The sequence below is a fragment of the Pedobacter anseongensis genome (genome assembly GCF_037482965.1).
Classification (GTDB): Bacteria; Bacteroidota; Bacteroidia; order Sphingobacteriales; family Sphingobacteriaceae; genus Pedobacter; species Pedobacter anseongensis.
Genome location: NZ_JBBHKB010000005.1, coordinates 145,614 through 162,651 on the forward strand (window position 1 = coordinate 145,614; position 17,038 = coordinate 162,651).

19 protein-coding genes are annotated in these 17,038 nt (G+C 41.1%); 3 read left to right on the forward strand and 16 right to left on the reverse strand.

Going from position 1 to position 17,038, the window contains the following annotated elements; translation table 11 throughout:
* Positions 1-43 precede the first annotated feature (43 nt).
* Complete coding sequence (locus WG904_RS17580) at positions 44-2,245, forward strand: AAA family ATPase (RefSeq protein WP_339580656.1); 2,202 nt, start codon at positions 44-46, stop codon at positions 2,243-2,245.
* A complete protein-coding gene (locus tag WG904_RS17585) occupies positions 2,230-4,062 on the forward strand; it encodes a UvrD-helicase domain-containing protein (protein ID WP_339580657.1) in 1,833 nt (610 codons plus the stop codon). The genes WG904_RS17580 and WG904_RS17585 overlap by 16 nt, the downstream gene beginning before the upstream one ends.
* A gap of 59 nt (positions 4,063-4,121) precedes the next feature.
* Here WG904_RS17585 and WG904_RS17590 read toward each other — a convergent pair whose 3' ends face one another.
* From WG904_RS17590 to WG904_RS17660, 15 genes are all read right to left on the reverse strand, one after another.
* On the reverse strand, positions 4,122-4,298 hold the full coding sequence (locus tag WG904_RS17590) for a histone H1 (RefSeq protein ID WP_339580658.1): 177 nt from the start codon (positions 4,296-4,298) through the stop codon (positions 4,122-4,124).
* 67 nt (positions 4,299-4,365) lie between these two features.
* Positions 4,366-5,346, reverse strand: coding sequence for a hypothetical protein (locus tag WG904_RS17595; protein WP_339580659.1), 981 nt, complete (start codon positions 5,344-5,346; stop codon positions 4,366-4,368).
* Positions 5,343-6,410: a conjugative transposon protein TraM gene (gene traM / locus WG904_RS17600; RefSeq protein WP_339580660.1), complete on the reverse strand. Its 1,068-nt coding sequence runs from the start codon at positions 6,408-6,410 to the stop codon at positions 5,343-5,345. Before traM ends, WG904_RS17595 begins: the two co-directional genes overlap by 4 nt.
* A 28-nt stretch (positions 6,411-6,438) precedes the next feature.
* Entirely contained in the window at positions 6,439-6,654 is a 216-nt protein-coding gene (locus WG904_RS17605) for a hypothetical protein (protein ID WP_339580661.1), read from the reverse strand.
* A gap of 5 nt (positions 6,655-6,659) precedes the next feature.
* A complete protein-coding gene (gene traK / locus WG904_RS17610; protein ID WP_339580662.1) occupies positions 6,660-7,277 on the reverse strand; it encodes a conjugative transposon protein TraK in 618 nt (205 codons plus the stop codon).
* Between the two features lie 17 nt (positions 7,278-7,294).
* Positions 7,295-8,515, reverse strand: a complete 1,221-nt coding sequence (gene traJ / locus WG904_RS17615; RefSeq protein WP_339580663.1) for a conjugative transposon protein TraJ — start codon at positions 8,513-8,515, stop codon at positions 7,295-7,297.
* 6 nt (positions 8,516-8,521) lie between these two features.
* Positions 8,522-9,163 (reverse strand): TerB family tellurite resistance protein, encoded by a 642-nt coding sequence (locus WG904_RS17620; RefSeq protein ID WP_339580664.1) that lies wholly within the window; start codon positions 9,161-9,163, stop codon positions 8,522-8,524.
* Entirely contained in the window at positions 9,150-9,797 is a 648-nt protein-coding gene (locus WG904_RS17625; RefSeq protein WP_339580665.1) for a hypothetical protein, read from the reverse strand. Before WG904_RS17625 ends, WG904_RS17620 begins: the two co-directional genes overlap by 14 nt.
* A complete protein-coding gene (locus tag WG904_RS17630; protein ID WP_339580666.1) occupies positions 9,784-10,521 on the reverse strand; it encodes a conjugal transfer protein TraI in 738 nt (245 codons plus the stop codon). The genes WG904_RS17625 and WG904_RS17630 overlap by 14 nt, the downstream gene beginning before the upstream one ends.
* A 19-nt stretch (positions 10,522-10,540) precedes the next feature.
* Entirely contained in the window at positions 10,541-10,906 is a 366-nt protein-coding gene (locus tag WG904_RS17635; RefSeq protein ID WP_339580667.1) for a hypothetical protein, read from the reverse strand.
* 11 nt (positions 10,907-10,917) lie between these two features.
* Positions 10,918-13,401: a TraG family conjugative transposon ATPase gene (locus tag WG904_RS17640; protein ID WP_339580668.1), complete on the reverse strand. Its 2,484-nt coding sequence runs from the start codon at positions 13,399-13,401 to the stop codon at positions 10,918-10,920.
* A gap of 3 nt (positions 13,402-13,404) precedes the next feature.
* Positions 13,405-13,722, reverse strand: coding sequence for a DUF4133 domain-containing protein (locus WG904_RS17645; RefSeq protein WP_339580669.1), 318 nt, complete (start codon positions 13,720-13,722; stop codon positions 13,405-13,407).
* Between the two features lie 2 nt (positions 13,723-13,724).
* The gene (locus WG904_RS17650) at positions 13,725-14,042 is read right to left on the reverse strand and encodes a DUF4134 domain-containing protein (RefSeq protein WP_339580670.1); all 318 of its coding nucleotides are present in this window, start codon (positions 14,040-14,042) and stop codon (positions 13,725-13,727) included.
* A gap of 19 nt (positions 14,043-14,061) precedes the next feature.
* Entirely contained in the window at positions 14,062-14,592 is a 531-nt protein-coding gene (locus tag WG904_RS17655; protein ID WP_339580671.1) for a hypothetical protein, read from the reverse strand.
* Between the two features lie 117 nt (positions 14,593-14,709).
* Entirely contained in the window at positions 14,710-15,606 is an 897-nt protein-coding gene (locus WG904_RS17660; protein WP_339580672.1) for an RteC domain-containing protein, read from the reverse strand.
* Positions 15,607-15,839: 233 nt separating this feature from the next.
* On the opposite strand from WG904_RS17660, the gene WG904_RS17665 reads away from it, so the two are divergent.
* Entirely contained in the window at positions 15,840-16,082 is a 243-nt protein-coding gene (locus tag WG904_RS17665; RefSeq protein ID WP_339580673.1) for a helix-turn-helix domain-containing protein, read from the forward strand.
* Between the two features lie 9 nt (positions 16,083-16,091).
* Here the strand turns inward: WG904_RS17665 and WG904_RS17670 are convergent, their stop codons facing one another.
* Entirely contained in the window at positions 16,092-17,021 is a 930-nt protein-coding gene (locus WG904_RS17670; RefSeq protein WP_339580674.1) for a response regulator transcription factor, read from the reverse strand.
* Between the last annotated feature and the right edge of the window lie 17 nt (positions 17,022-17,038).

Sequence of the window (17,038 nt, forward strand, 5' to 3'; positions counted from 1 at the left end):
AAGAAGCAATCAAATATGTTCATCATTAAACTATCGCTCATTAATGAAAGTAGTTAACGCTCAAATAACAAATTATAGGTTATTAAAATCCTTTAACCTTGACTTTGAAAATGATCTTTCTTTGGTCATTGGAAAAAATAATTGTGGCAAGACATCATTATTGTCCATAATGGAGAAATTTTTGAATTCAGATTCTGGTACGCCAGATTTTGCCTTTGAGGATTTTAACATAGAATTTCAAGAGAAAATCAGGGAAATTGTTGAGGCTAAAGAAGTAGTTGAAATACCTGATGCTTTCGGGATAACATTAAAGCTATACATTCAATACGGTGAAAATGATAATTTGAGCAATATTAGTCCCTTAATGTTAGATTTAGATCCCGAAATAACTCAGATTGTTCTTGCATTCGAATACATACTTACTTACGAAAAACTATTGTCATTGAGAATTGATTATGCTTCTTTTAAGTTAGACCAAAATTTAAGCTCTTTGAACAATGACTCGGCAATTACAGCAGTCCATTCTCTTCCATCATCTGGTGAAGAAGTGAAAGCCGTAGTCTCTGAGCCAAAAAAGGAAATTATAAAAAAAGATGTGCTTTACTTTCTTAAGAAGTATCACAAGAACTACTTTAAGTTATTCAAAAAATCTTTGGAGTACAATAATGAAAGTAATTTCATTGACTTAGGAAATCAGCTAATAAAGCTTGATAAGGTCATAAACTTTAAGAGAATTAAGGCTAAAAGGGATGTTTCAAACCAAGATGGCAATCAGAGCAAGTCTGATAAAACATTATCTAGAATGTCATCTAGATATTATGAAAAAATTTCCAATCCAATAAATGAGTCTGAAAGTATAAAGGAACTCATTGCACAATTAGGAAAAACAGATGAGCACCTTACCGGCATTTATGAAAGAGTTTTTTCAGGAGTAATTGGGAAGGTAAAGAAATTTGGTGGTATCGGAAAGGATGAATCTATCATCAATATTATTTCTACTCTTGAAGAAAAAAATATCTTAAAGGAAAATACGACTGTGACATATAACCATAATTCTTTTTCATTACCAGAGGATTACAATGGTCTTGGCTATATGAATTTGATAGCTATGATATTTGAGATTGAGGTACTATTAAACGATTTTAAGAAAATTAAGGATAAAGAAGCTATTCCAGCTGACATCAATATTCTTTTTATCGAAGAACCAGAAGCACATACGCATCCGCAAATGCAATATATTTTTATAAAAAATATTAAGAGATTATTATTCGAAGCTTCACATGGAATTGACCAGGATAACATTAAGTTTAACTTACAAACTATAATCACAACACACTCTTCACATATCACAGCGGAAAGTGACTTTGATGATATAAAGTATTTCTTTAAAGAGTCTAAGAATAGTGTAATAGCAAAAAATCTCAAAAAACTTAAAGAGGAATACAATTCAGAACCAAGTCACTATCACTTTTTAACTCAATATCTTACTTTAAATAGAACGGAATTGTTTTTTGCGGATAAGGCGATTCTAATTGAGGGCGATACTGAACGCCTATTACTGACAGCAATAATGAAAAAACTAGATATTGAACATAAGCATGAAGATTTTATATCGTTGCTTTCTCAAAACATATCAGTTGTTGAAGTTGGGGCGCATTCTCATATTTTTGAGAAACTTATACATTTTTTAGGTATCAAATGCTTAATTATAACAGACTTTGACACCTGTAAGATGGAACAAGTAATGAAAGACGGTAAAGCTGCTCAAAATAAAGATGGTAGTCCAAAACTAAGAGCAAAAAAATGTCGAGTTGCTGAAGGCGAATCATCTTCAAATGCTGCAATAAATAGTTTCTATCCCAATAAATCTTTACCTGATTTAATAGCTCTTACAATCTCTGAAAAAGTCCATGAAAAGATCAACAATAATTGGACTGTTAAAGAAGATGGATCACTTTGTATTGTATTCCAAACCAAAGAAAATGATTATCATGCAAGAAGCTATGAGGATGCCTTTATCTCCTTAAATCTGCAATTCATTAAAGACAATAAGGACAAATTTAGGAGCTTAAAGAATGTTGATGAGCTGGATAACGATGAATTGGATGTTTATGATATTGCTGATACTTGCATTGACAAAAAGACGTCTTTTGCTCTTGACGTAGTATTTAACAGTAATGAAGATTACAGTAACTGGCAAATACCATCATACATAACCGAAGGATTACTATGGCTACGGAACTAGACGAAATTTCAGCACTTATCGACGATGGCAAGAGCTTCCTACTTAGTGGAGGTGCAGGAAGTGGCAAAACTTTTACACTTGTTCAGGTTCTTAGAAATGTTTTTGAAAAAAAGCCTTCTGCGAATGTTGCCTGTATTACATATACGAATGTTGCTGTTAAAGAAATTCTTGAAAGGACATCTTATCAAAATCTGCATGTTTCAACCATTCACGATTTTCTTTGGGACACAATAAAATCCTATCAAAAAAATTTGAAACAGTGTTTATTCTCTTTGATAGAAAAGGAAAAAATAACTGACAGCAGTGGATTAGTGACGAGTAGTGAATACTTTTATGATAAAAGCATAGATTACAGAGAGTGGCGAAAAATAAGCGAAGGTATCATTAGCCATGACGAGGTAATTCTTTTAGCAGAAGAAATGTTTTGTGTTTATCCTGCACTATGTGACATTGTAAGAGATAAATATGATTTCATCTTGGTCGATGAATATCAAGACACTTCAAAAGAAGTAATAAATATTCTTTTAAATCATCTTCAAAAATCTTCAAAAAAGAATGTCCTTGGTTTTTTCGGGGATTCAATGCAGGCCATATATGGAGGTAATGGCGATATACAATCTTTTATTGATGAGGGAATTATTTATGAAGTTGTAAAAAAAGATAATAGGAGAAATCCTAAAACTGTAATCGATTTAGCCAACCAACTTCGAACAGACTCCTTGGTTCAACAGCAGGCGGAAGATGAAAATGCCCCAAATTACGGAAAATCAGGAAGCATAAAATTTCTATATTCTGATTCTACGGACTTTGATCTAATCAAGTCTAGTGAATATTTTTCTACTTGGGATTTTTCTAATACAAAAGAGACTAAGGAACTATATCTTACACATAATTTGATTGCTCCCAAAGCGGGTTTTCCAAATCTGATGGCGATTTTTTCGAAAGATAGGATACTAGAATACAAAAATTCTATTCTTAGACATATCAAGGAAAATAACATTCAACTTGAAGAGGGTTTGAATTTTGGACAAGTAATTGATTCATTGAATTTGAGAATGCCTCCAGTCGTAACAAGTTTTGTGGAGGAAAACCAACAGCTTTATATGGAAGCACGTAGTTATCCTTTTGATACGTTTAAAAATATATATTTAGATTCCGATCAGCTTATAGGAAATAAGAAGGGCTCCGATGAAGAAGAAAGAAAAAAAGGAAGCTTAAGAAATCCAATAATAAAACACCTATTTCATATACAAGATTGCATATTTTATTATGCAAACCGTAACTATAATGATTTTATTAGGAAAACACACTATAGAGTCACCTCTCTTGAAGGTAAACGAGCATTAAGAGGTAATATGAATGTATTACGTGCATTGGCTAATAACCGAATACAGGACATAATCGATTTTTCCCATGAGAATGGAATCTGGCTTAGGAACGAAGAAATCAATGACTATATTGAACAATATCGTTACGTTTATAATCGGATTAAAGAAATTTCTTTCAGTGAATTTCATAATTGTTATTTATATATAGAGGGATTTACGCCATTTTCTACCCAACATAATATTAAAGGTGCTGAATTTGATGATGTTTTTATTGTATTAGATAATGGCAGGTGGAATAAGTACAATTTTAAAAATCTATTTCTAAAAAATGGGAATGAAAATGTGTTAGCTGAAACAGAAAAACTTTTCTATGTATGTTGTACGAGAGCGAAAAGAAATTTAGTTGTATTCTATCATAATCCAGAACAAGCCGTGCTATCGAAAGCTGAGATTTGGTTTGGGAAAGATAATGTAAAAAAGCTATCTTGATATAGCAAAAAGCCTGACCGTTTCCGATCAGGCTTTAATTCCCAAAACAATTGAATGTTTTATTTTGCGTTCTTTTTCTCAGTTACCTCTTTTCTGATTTCGGTAGCCAGATTTTTCAAGTCCTGCATGCCTTTTCTCACTCTAGTTCCTGCGGCACTGTTAGCCTTGTTGTAGAATTTGTCTGCATCCGCTTCAATTGAAGCCACAAGGTCTTTTACCTTTTGGAATTTTTCCATGTCTTTGATCTTTAAGTTTATGAATATGGGTTAGTTTTTTTCTAAACGAACATAACCAATTTTTTGGTTACCTGCTCATTTCGTGAACCTGTGCATTTTCCTTCTCTTTGCCCTTACCGTTTAACAGGTTATTTTCCATAGCCGGCTCCTTTAAAAACTGCTCACGTTTTTCTGGCCTGCCATTTTCAGCATAGAAATTTAGTTTGCCCCAACGTACTGCAGTTTCCATGAACATCTTTACCTGTTCGCCTTCTTTGGTCACCGTAACCAATGGCCTGTTACCGTTACGGATGGAGGCTTCCAAAGCTTCCGCCTTTTTTGGGTCTTCCATTTCCTTGATCTTATACGTTTCAAGTATAGCCTTGATATCAAATCGGTATGCAGGGTCGGCATACTGTCTAAAGGTTAGATTTCCCTGACGGTCACGTTCCTTATCGGTGTCCAGTTGCATCCACGCTTTATAGGGCACACCGTCACGGCTCAACATATCGTCACGGTAAACATACCTGCCTTGCACCAAGTTAGCTCCCTGTTCTTTGGTAAACCCTTTTCCGTGGTCAAGCCAAAAGGTCTGCGGCAATGGTTGAGAATAGAAACTGCGCTGAAAATCTTTTGCCACATAGTTGATCGTTCCCTTTTCCATATTTGCCAGCATGATCTTGTGTGCGGCATCCTTTCCAACAGCAAGTTCACTGTTACCTTTCTGTTCCTTGAAAAAAGTAATCGCTTCGGCAACATTTTCAAACTTTTTGACCATGTTCTTGCCTTCCTCATTGGGCGTTATGACCATATATTTATGGCCTCCTTCCAATGGTCTGCCCTGATTGTGGGTCGCTTCGTACTTGTTCAGATAGTAGAATTCCGATTGTCCCGACTGCTTGAAATGAATGGTCAAATCTACCTGCCCCTTAGTCGCAGAAACAGTATCATAGAGCTTGAAGTTTGGCACATCCTTGCGCATGTTTTCTTCCATCTGCTCAATAAGTTTATCGGCGAAACCCAATTTTTTCATCTCAATTTTCAGGTCTTCCAAATTATTCAAATTCATGGTCTTATGGTTTTAGTAAACGATTCGGGTTTATTGTTTCGGAGCAAAATTGATTGCCCAGCCTTTAGTTTTACCCTGATACGGCTAACTTTTCGGCTGACCAGCGTTTTGGCGGCATCAATGCCCGCACTGGTGACCTGTGCGCCCAACGAGCCGTCAATTCCAAGCAGGTTGACACCACGCACCGCATTCTCGGTGCCACCGTTGAGCGCATCGGTCAACATGGCTTCTGGTGCATAAATGCCCTCCATACCATCAAGGCTATATACAGATAGGTCAACTGGAACAATGGAAGTACCCAAGCGGATATTGCGGATATCCAATAGCAAACGTTGGTTGGCAATCCTGCACGTACCGAAAACTTCATGGCCTTTGGGAATGAATACACCATTTATACGAATGGTGTCCTGTAGCTTCAGTTTGATGGTTGCACCCTGTACTACCTTGTAACTGCCCACAAGCGTTGCGGGAATTGCCCTAAACTGGCTATCTGGATTTAACGATTTCTGTAACCTGAACCGCTGTTGTACCAACTCGGGGTGTTGCAGTTCCAGCATGTTCTGCATCAGACCGTTGAGCTGTGCCATTTCGGGATCTTCACCTTTGCCGTTCTGCATGGTCTTCATCAGGGCTTCCAAACGGTCAACATCGGATTTCATGCCTGTTTGCTGTGCGCTTGAAATGGAACTTCCAGAACGTGGGCTCGTTGGAGTGGGCTTTGCGATTTCCCTGTTCAGCTCTTCCAGTTTTCGGCTGATATCATCGGTCTTTGAGTCTTGTTGCCCAAATCCCAATCGGTCGGCAACGGCCTTGATGCCGTTAACCGAATCAGCGGATTTATCGCCGTTCTGCTCATAAAGCCCGAACTTATCGGTCGGTTCTTCATTTTTAAATGAAGCATCGGGCAATTGGGTGTTGATACCCTTAGCGGATGACTTTGAATGCCCATCCTTTAGGCTTTTGCCACCGCCCATTGCATAGAATGCAAGGGCAAGAAACGGAATGATGAGCAAAGGTACAAATAACAGTACCTTCTGTTTCTCCAGTCTTTTTTTTGTTATCATATCTAGTGTTTTAATGATGAAATAATTTTTAATTAAATGCCTTTACGATCAGGTAAAGGCAATAGCTTCCAAAAGCTATACTAAACCCGATCAGTCCGAGCCGAAGGCTTCTCGCTGAAAACCTTCGAACTTTTTTGTTGAGGTATTCCGCAATGGCGGTCTGTCTGCTGACAATACCATCAGATATTCTTTTTAAGGTAGCCTCATCCGCAATTTGCGGCCTGTTTTTTCTTAAAAACTTCATGGCATTTAGGGATTTAAGGGTTCGTCCCTGTTGACCAATATCTCCCAATCCTGCACCAAAAAACCGTGTGGGTTGTTATCGGTCTGCATTTTCATGTCCCGTACCTTTCCCTGTGTAACCAGTTTTCTCACGATGGTACTGGATGAGCGTACCAGCTTCTGCGTGGCATAGCAGGTAAATTCATACGGGTATTGGTTGATGTCCAGTTTGGTGCTATCGACCTCGATTTCCTGCGAAATATTGGCCGAAATGAGGTTGTTGTAATAGCCCGACTCCCGAAGATTGTCGAACTGTTTTTTGGCCGATTCATCAGCCAGGTACAATGCTTTGGAAACCGAAGCTTTGATCGCCTTATCATCGGGACTGAGCGAAAAGAAATACTGGTGAAAGGTCTTGATGTGGTCACGAAGTTCTACTTCAAGATTACTTTTTTTGTCGGATGCCATTGCCTGTAAAACCTTGCCGTTATAAAGGATATGGATGCGGTTCTGCGACCTGTCCACCAGATCATAGCTTTTGTAGATGCAAAAGCACATACAGCCCACATTGGCCAATATCAGAAAGATACTGAACAGTTTGATGTGCCGAAAAGCGGTATCGATATTTTTAAAATGTGTAAACATAAAATTGGTTTTTTAAATCAGTGACCAGATAATCTGTCGCGCATATGACTTCCGCTTTTTCCCAAAGCCCTGCCGACTGCGCCGTGTGTGCCTGCGCCTTCTGCTTTTCCAGAAAGACCCTCATTGATATGCCTGCCAGCACTGAGGATATTCCCTGCGCCCTGTACCGCTCTTGCGCCACCTGCGGATGCTACAGCACCTCCAGCACCCGCACCACTTGAAACCATATTGGTCACTTTTTGCAATACACTGTTGTTACCATGTGCATGTACCACATAGTTGGCAATGCTCGGAACAGCCGCATATCCGACGATTCCAATGACGAGAAACACGAGATAAGCTACATCGTTCTGACTGAAAAAGGTATCTCCCTGCTGGTCAATCTGTGAAATATCCAGCTTTAGCATATTCTCTTGGATTTTCCCCAAAATGCTTCCAAAGATGTTGGCAATTGGAAGCCAAAGGAAAATGTTCACGTACCTTGCCAGCCATTGGACTAGCGAGTTCTGGAAACCGTCAAACACGGCAAATCCAAATACGAGTGGCCCCAAAATGGCAAGCACAATGAGAAAGAATGTCCGAACAGTATTGATGCAAAGACTTGCAGCAGCATATAGTACTTCCAATACCTGGCTCAACCATTCCTTGATGGAGTTTCTGAAATTGTAGTACTGCTTTTCCATAAAGAACTGCATATCATGTCCGATGCCCTCAAAAAATCCTTCGCTTTCCTCTTCGGGATAGGTGTATTTCAGCCACTTTTCCTTATTACCGTTACCGTTATCCCCGACATACATTTGCCAATGGTCGCTCTTTTTGATCGCGGCTTCCTTTGCCTTCAGCAATCTTTCTATCGCCTTATTACTATCGCTTACCATTGCACCAGTAGCCGAAACGGTGGGCTGGAGAATGCCATTCATAATTGCAATGACCATCGGGAAAAGCAAAATCGCTAGGCCGAGTGCAAATGGGCGCAAGAGCGGATAGACGTCGATAGGTTCGGCGGATGCAATCTGTCGCCAAACTCGGCTGGCAATATACCAGAGTGCGCCAAATCCAGCGATGCCACGGGCAACATCGATTAGCCGACTGCAAAGGGGAAGCATTTCGCTGTACACCTTGTCCAGCACGGGTTGCATTCCATTCAGGCTTTGTGCCATACCCTGTGCGTGGGAAAATTCGGGCAAAAGCATAGCTATCACCGCAAGAAATGCGGTCAAAAATAATCTCTTCTGCATAAAAAATTAGTTGATGTTAAATTGTTTTTGGATGGTTTTCAGATCGGCTTTTTCCCGCTTTCGTTGCAGGTTCAATAGATCCGCTTCACCGTTGAAATCGCGCAGGAACAGCAGCTTGTCCTGCGTATCGGCAAAGATGCGGTCGATTGCCCGAAGGCGTTCTTCATCAGCCATACGGAGCTTGGACGAAGTAATGATCAGGGTAAGTTCTTCCAGATTGTCCAGACTGCCGTCAAAAATCCGCTTGTAGACCTTTTCGAGATAATCGAGTTCCGAAACACTGAAATTGTCCGAACGGCTGAAACGGGAAAATGCGGAAGTATATTCACCTATGATATGTTTTTGGCATTTGATGATGTCGGCCACCCGCTTGTATTTTTTGATCTCTGGATTGACCAGCATCAGCCCATCCAAAAACATTTCGTGGAGACTGAAATTTCCCTGCGCAATGTTCTTTACCGAATTATAACCGTTGCTTACAATCTGGTAGCCTCTTTTCATATCGGCTAGGATATTCTTCAACTGGCTCAATTTTTCGACATTTAACAGCAGTTGCTGGACTTCTGTAGATTGTGCCTTTACTGAAAAGGAAAGCCCAAAGACCATCAATGCAATGCACATAATCGGATATTTTCTAATTGATTTCATAGCTTTTCTTTAATAGATCAATCTGTTTTTGTTCGTTTTTCTTCTGACGAATGAGCAGGTTAACGTTTCCCACAAAATCCTGTACAAATGCGGCTTTTTCTTTCATGGAACTGTAGACCTTCTCCAGTCTTTCCAATCGCTGCTGGTCACCCATTTCCAGCTTGCCAGAAGTAATGATGAGTAGCATTTCTTCAAGATCACCATCACATTCGGAAATTACCTTTGCTTTGACCTGACCGATATACAGGGAATTGAAGGAAGATAACAGGTCGCTCTGTGCGATATTACCGAAAGCCTTTCTGGTCGAAAGCTGTAGTTCGATAATCTGGGCAATCTTGGCGTTGCCCAGTACAACGGGGCTGACCTGTTTCAACGAACTGATAAAAGCATCATGCAATTTGAATTCCCCATTGGTAAAATCCCGAACGGTTTCCAGTCCCGAACCTACAATATCATAGCCCTTTTTTGCATAGCCAATATAGACCTGCAAGGCGGCGATCTGTTGCAAGAGGTACTGTTTCTGCTTTTTCTTTTGGTTGAAGAACTCGCCCAGGGTTTGGGAGTAACCAGAACCTGCAACACCAAATAACAGCACAAACAACAATAAGCTGATCTTGAATTTACTGTACCCCATAGATTTCCTTTAGTTTAGCGGCCTCGTCCAATGATCTGCTTCGCTGGATGCTCAAAGCGATGTTCTGCCTGTTGAATTCCTTGAGGTCGGAATAATTGCTGTCCATCTGCGCCGAAGCCTTACCGATAAGCTCCAATCGCTCGCCATCACTCATCTGTGTCTTAAAGGAATTCACCACCAATAAAATCTGGTCTACATTTTTAAGGCTTTCATCGAGCATCCCTGAATAGATTTTCTGCATGTGTTCCAATTCTTCAGCCTTAAAGTGCTTGTCCTTTTGGAAAAGGTTCCATGCCCATTTGTATTCATCGATAATGGAAACCTGCTTTGTAGTGAGTTCCTTTAACTTTTTATAATAGGCAATGGCCGATTTGACCTTCCAAAGTTCGGTGTAATATTCGCTGTAAAGCTGCTTCTGTTTTTCCGTCCAATCGGCAATTTCCGTTAGCTTCAGTTTTGAAAGCTGGTTTTCCAGTACTTTTTGCGCATTCTGTAGCCAGATCGTTTCGTTCTGCAAACGCTGTACTTTAAGGTCTACCGCCTTGATTACTTTTTTTACCCCCGCCTTGATGACCTCAACGACCGCTATCTGTGCATCTGCATTTTTGGGCAGTGCCACAAACAGGGTCATGGCGCTCATGGGGAGCATGACCATATATTTTTTCATAAATTTCTTGATTGCACCGATGTATGGCCATACACCGATAGGTTCTTTGATTCTCATATCGATATGAATTGAAATGTTACTGTTTTTGATATTCGCGCGAATTCACCATCAGTTTGTTTGCTTCGGGGAAGAAAGTAATCAGTCTACCTTTTCGGGTTTCGGTCAAGGTTTTGGTAGCCTTGTCATAGACCGCATTCCAGGTTTCGGTTTTAAATTCCCGCATTTGTTTTCTGCCGTTTCTGATCCTGTTCAGCCCGGTTTTGCGGTAAATGATAAAATTGTTTCCTTCTGACGGCTCAATTGTCAAGGTATCATTTGAAGTGCCGTATTCATGGTTGTAATCATCGGTATAGGTTCCCGAAATAAACGGTCTAACGTTGTCATTTGTGCAACCGATAAACAGGATTGCCCCTAATACAAATAAAATGATGGTGGTTTTCATAGGATTAAAGTTTATGCCCAAAATGGTCGGTGAATATTTGGTTGTTTGTTAGCCAGTTCCGAGGCCAGAACTGCAATGCCTTTTTGCATACTGCCGTATCTTTTGGCATATTCCTGTACCTGCATTTTTTCCTTTTCTTCAGTGGTATAGGCCAGATATTCACTGGCGGAAACTTCTGTACGGTACACTTTGCTGTGTCCACCAAGCGAGATAAAAACCTCCTTGTATTTCCGTTTGGGGTCGTTTGCCTTGTTCATCGAAAGTACCTGCGCCTTTTCCTTATCGGTCAAGCCCAAGAGCTCCTGTACCTGGTCGAACTTGTTCTGGTATTTGCTCTGGTCTAACAGAATTTTGCAGTCCGAATTGTTGAGAATAGCGTTTTTGACGATGGGCGAACTGATGATGTCGTCAATCTCTTGGGTGACGACAATCGGTTCACCAAAGAACTTCCGCATCGTTTTAAAGAGGTATTGCACATAAGCCGCCATGCCTTCTTTTGCAATTGCCTTCCAGGCTTCTTCAATTAATACTAATTTCCTGACACCCTTTAACTTGCGCATCTTGGAAAGTATCATTTCCATGATAACAAGTGTTACCACTGGAAACAGAATAGGATGATCCTTCACGCAATCAAGCTCGAAAACAATAAACCTTTCGTTCAACAGGTCAAGGTTTTCGGTCGCATTCAATAGGTAATCGAATTCACCACCACGATAGTATGGGCGCAATACATACAGGAAATTGCCCGCGTCAAAATCACGCTCCTTTACCTTTTGCCCGTCCAGCACACTCAGGTATTCGGACTGCAGGAATTCGTAAAAGGTATTGAAGCAGGGAAACAGGTCGGCATTCCTTTCCAGATGCTCAAAATATAAAGTCAAAGCACCCGAAATGGCCACATACTCCGACCTGCGGTAAGGCTCATCGTCCTTTTTCCATAGTGCAAGCAAAAGCGTTTTGATGCTTTCCTTTTTTTCGGTGTCCAGTATCTCGCCATCGCCCAAATAAAAAGGGTTGAAACGGATAGGGTCACTTTCAGAATAGGTAAAATAGTAACCACAAACAAGCTCACAAAGTCCCTTATAACTATGTCCAATATCAATGATCACCGAATGCGCGCCCTGCTCGTAGTATGACCTTACCAGATGATTGGTAAAAAATGACTTTCCCGATCCACTTGGGCCACAAATGAACTTTGAACGGTTGGTAATCCAGCCCCTTAGCATCGGTTCATCTGAAATATCCACATGAAGGGGTTTTCCTGTCAAACGGTCACCCATGCGCAGACCAAACGGACTGATGCTTGACTGGTAACTGGTTTCAAGGTTAAAAAAACACGTTGCCTGTTCAACGAACGTATCAAAGGTATCGTTCATCGGAAAATCCGCTTGGTTGCCTGGCATTCCCGAAAACCATATCTGGGCGGCTCCATCCGTTTCCTGTTTACAAGTGGCATCCATTTGCGCCATTGCCGTCGATACCAGATTTTTAAGGTCTTTAGCCTTTTCATCTTCCGACCATGCCATCACATTAAAGTGCGCCTTTATCGGAAGCCTTTGTGATGCAATGGCCTCGTTCAGAAAATCGTTCACCGCATCACGGCTGATCGAATTTTCCCTTGAATAGCCCGAAAGGGACTGCAAGCGCAGTTTCTTGGCTTCGAGTTTTTTGATCGTCTTTTGCGCATCTTCGATAAAAATAAACTGGTTCAGTACATGGTTGCAGTTCAGAAGGCTACCCAAAGAACTGGCATAACCGATGGAGAACTTCGTACGGTCGGTACTGTACTTTTCGTAATTGATACGGCTTCCGCAATAAGCTGGTAGGTCTTCGGTATCTGATAAGGCATACAGTTCCACTTTTTTACTGCCCACATGGATTTCATCTTTGATATGCACATCGGAAATGATCGGTTGCTCACCATTTTTTAATAGGAAAACGTACCGTTCGATAATTCCTGCACGGTTTGCCGTTCCCGCAAGCTCATCATCGGTCAACCGTTCCAGCGAAACAAAACCACTGTCTTTTAGGACATGCTCAAACTGGCCTACATTGTCCAAAAAGTCATTAAGCAGCACGGGGTTAATGGTCTGGCTAGGTACGATCGACTTGCGCAAGATGTTGCTGTATGCGGATGAGGAAAGTTTTCTGTCTTTTGGCTTTTTGGTCAAAAAGATATAGCATTCGTGCTCCAGAAAGGGACGTTCGTTAAAAAAGGTTTCACTGGATTTGGACAGAAAGGTTTTACCATACTTGTTGTAATCAGCATTATACGAACTTTCAAAAAACCAGTCGCTTTTGTGGAAAATACTATGCTCTGGTAACACCCTTATCGCCCTTACCCAAGCCTGATGATAGGCTTCATAGTCCCTGTCCGAAAGGGTAAATATTTCGGGCATGGTGGCTTTGTAGGCTATGGTGATGTCACCACCAGATGAAAGGATACAGTTATGTTCTATCTTCACTATCGGAAGAATATCGGTTGCTTCTGTCATGGCTTAAGATTTCAGTTTGATAAATAATTTTCTGGAACGGAATTTTAGGCAAATGGGCAATCGACGTTTGGCCAGGAATTTGGAAAGTCCGTGTTGCCCGAAACGGTGGCTCAATCTAGTGACCACCATAAAAAGTGCGGTTCCCATTCCAATAATGAGGGGCAGTACAACAAACAGGCTAACTCCCAAAATGTACAATGTGGCGAATGCGATGAGCAAAAATACCAGCCCAATGGCAAGGTAGGCGATGTACTGCGCCTTTAATTCCTTAAAGGTTATAGGTTTGCTCACGCCCTTGTTGATCTGATAAACGCTTGCCATGACTAGATGCCAAAAAAGGATTTAAGTACCGTTGCCACTACCACCAAAAAGATACAGCTACCAAACCATGCAGCGGCTACCTTGCTCGTATCGGGTTCGCCAGCGTTCCACTTATTGAAAACTTTAATGGCACCGATAATGCCCACAACTGCACCAATGGCATACATCAAATCTGTTCCTGCATCGAAATAACCCTTTACTTTGTTGGTCGCTTCGCGGATTCCATTATTCCCATCTTGACTGTAAGCGGTAAAACCAATAACCAAAAGGCAGAGCAGTGCCGAAAAACGTAAAATGATATTCTTAAATAACTTGTTCATATTGAAAAAATGTTAAAGGTTAGTCCCAAAGGTTTTCCAATTCTTCTGGAGTCAAATGAAAAGGTGCGTGTTCACTGATAAAGGCATTGATCTGGCCGATGTTGGGATGAGAACCGATGGAAGGAAAGTTCAGTCGCACCATTTCCATCATCCCAAAAAAGTCCTTTTTGTTGCCATCCTGTTTGGCCAGCACTGAAAAGATTTCCTTGAGTTCCTGAACCACATCGGAAACCAGGCCGATCTTCTGCACTTTGGCACCATCATCAGAAGCAAAGCTGATCTGCTCGGTGCCTATTACGCTCATCCCATCGGGCAGTTTGGATTTGCCCATTAGCCCATCATCTTCAACTAGGGATTCTTCTTCCACCGTCTCCACATCTTTTTCCCATCGATGGGGCAAGGGCTGAGAAACACGACCGCTACTGGAACCGCTAGCTAAAAGACTATTCAGTTCAACCTTGAAATAGAGCAGGATTACTCCAACATACCAGAGTACCGTGAGTACCCCCGTGGCAAACAGAAACTGGTGCCATGAAAATTGTTGCATCATTTGATTTTGCTTTAGTCGCAATGCTCCATTGCACCGCGATTTGTGATGGCAAAGTTTGAAAGACCGTAAAACTTCCTTTCCAAGCTTGGAAATAAAGTCTCAAAAACAGCCTTCAAATCAAGAAAAACCTAGTTTTTTGCCCGCTAACTTTTCGGGGTCATAGGCATCTTCGTCCTCCATTTTCTTAAGCAGCTCTTCCCGAACACTGTCCAAAAAGTGTGTCTTGCTCAAACGCTTGCGCAGTTTCAGGTCATCAAAGCCCCTTTTGGGAATACCGAGGTCAATCCCAAAAAACTCGCCCACCATTTCAAAGAACTCGCCGATACCGATCTTCCCATCGTTCACCTGTTTTTTTACATAAAGCCCATGTAAAAGTTCAATGAGGTTGATTTTCTCGCCTGTCCATTTCAGTGGTTTGCGCAGTTTAGTGGGAATGGTGGGGGGTTCGGTAGCACCCTTTGGGCTGTCCAGTTCGGCGATCAATTCATTTATATCAGACCGTAACTGTTCATAGGCGATAAACTTGGCAAACAGGTAGCTCACCTGTGGAATATCAACCGCTTCATAACCCTCAAGAACAGGGGGCATCGGCACATCGGTATTACCAGCTTTGCAGAACCAGGCTTCATCCATCTGGTGCATATCCACTTTGTAGTATTCATAATGCAAAGGATGGCGCAAAAAGAACCGTTCCAGATAGTGCAGCTCATCGAGATAGTATTTCTTCAAAGCCTTTCCATCTTGGTGCGGTTTTCCCGCGGACAACGAGTATTTCTCGGTACAATAGAGCTGAAAGGAAGTGAAATCGGGAAGATAGTATTTGTAATAGGAGACTTCAGCACCCACATTATCAATTGGATGTTCACATAGATAATCCTTTACCGATTTAATTGAAGCACCGATCAACAGCAGTTGTTCGCGCAATAATAGATGTGGCAAATAGCTACTGCTATCCAAATTTTTGAGAGCGTTACGAAGCTTTTTCAGCTCATTTTCACTGAACTCTTGTAACATAGGGTAACATTAAGTTGATCCTGCCTTGCCCGTTGACTGGCGATAATTCTTACAGGTCAGGACGATAGGTAGCTTTTCTCCATACGCTATTTGGTTATATCGCAAAACTCAACTACAAAAACCTCAAATCCATACTGAAAAGCGAGAAATGAAATACGCCAAACTACGAATATTGGCTTAATTGAACTACGTTCATACGTCAATAAATTCAGAAAATTAAAGGAGTTTCGCACATGGATTGGAAAACCGAAACAAAGCTGAAATTTGCCGAGCACTTGCTTGCATTAATGGAAGCGTACGCAAAAGCCAACCCAAATGATAAAAATTCGCTCAGGGCACTAGCGGCACGCTCCGGACTTGAGCCCAGTCACGTACAACGTATCGCAAAAGGAAAAGTAGATGTAGCAATGACCACACTTTTTTCGCTTGCAGAAGGACTGAAGATCAGTCCAAAAGAACTATTGGATTTCAAATAAAATTACAAACTATGGTGTTTCCAATTTGCGGATCAGGTTGAGCCTGGTCTTTACCTCTGCTTTGGAATGGATATTCTGCACATGCTTGGCCACCGTTGAGGGAGAAATAAAGAGCTGTTCGGATATTTCCTGATGCGAACACCCAGAACGCAAAAGCCTGATTACTTCCATTTCCCTAGCCGTAAAATCATATTTGGTAAGATTGGATTCAAAGATTTCTTCGTTCGGCGCAATACGGTGCAACAACCTTAATTTTTCCTGCTCAAGCCTTGCAACTTTCACGGACTTGGTAATGAAAAGCACCGTAATGATCAAAAAACCCAGATTGGTCACCAGCACCTCAATCCACTGTGAAATCTGGAAATAACCGAATACCGTCATAAACACCCACGGAGAAACTGCCGCATAAACGGCAATCATTTCGGTCTTGTTATAGGGATGATTGGAAATACTCCGTTTTTTGATCTTGAGCCGAATGGCATCCAGTAGCATATACAGCAAAAATACTGCATACAAAAATGGCACGATCATCCCATAGCTCGTTGGAATGGCCAGTTCCCCGAAAATCGGATAAACGATGCAGAAAAAAATAACATAAGGCAATATCAGAAATAGAAAAGCTCCGTAGGTTGCCTGAAACCGCATGCTCTTCAGGTTAAACGCCTTGTAGAAATAGTAAGGGAAATAAGCGGACATCAAAAAGCCACTGCCATAGGCAATGATATTTTGGCCAACAACCGACATACCATAACGGGCATTGGGCAGCAGTCCGCCCGCAACATTATAGACCAATAAAAGCAGCAACAATAACATATACCAGCCACGGCTTTTATCCTGCGGGTTGAAAAGAAAATAGACCAGTTGATAACAGAACATACCAAATTCAAGGATGCAGATGATGAAGGTAAGCACATGCATTTCGGAATTAAAAACTAACATAGGGATAGATGTAGGGT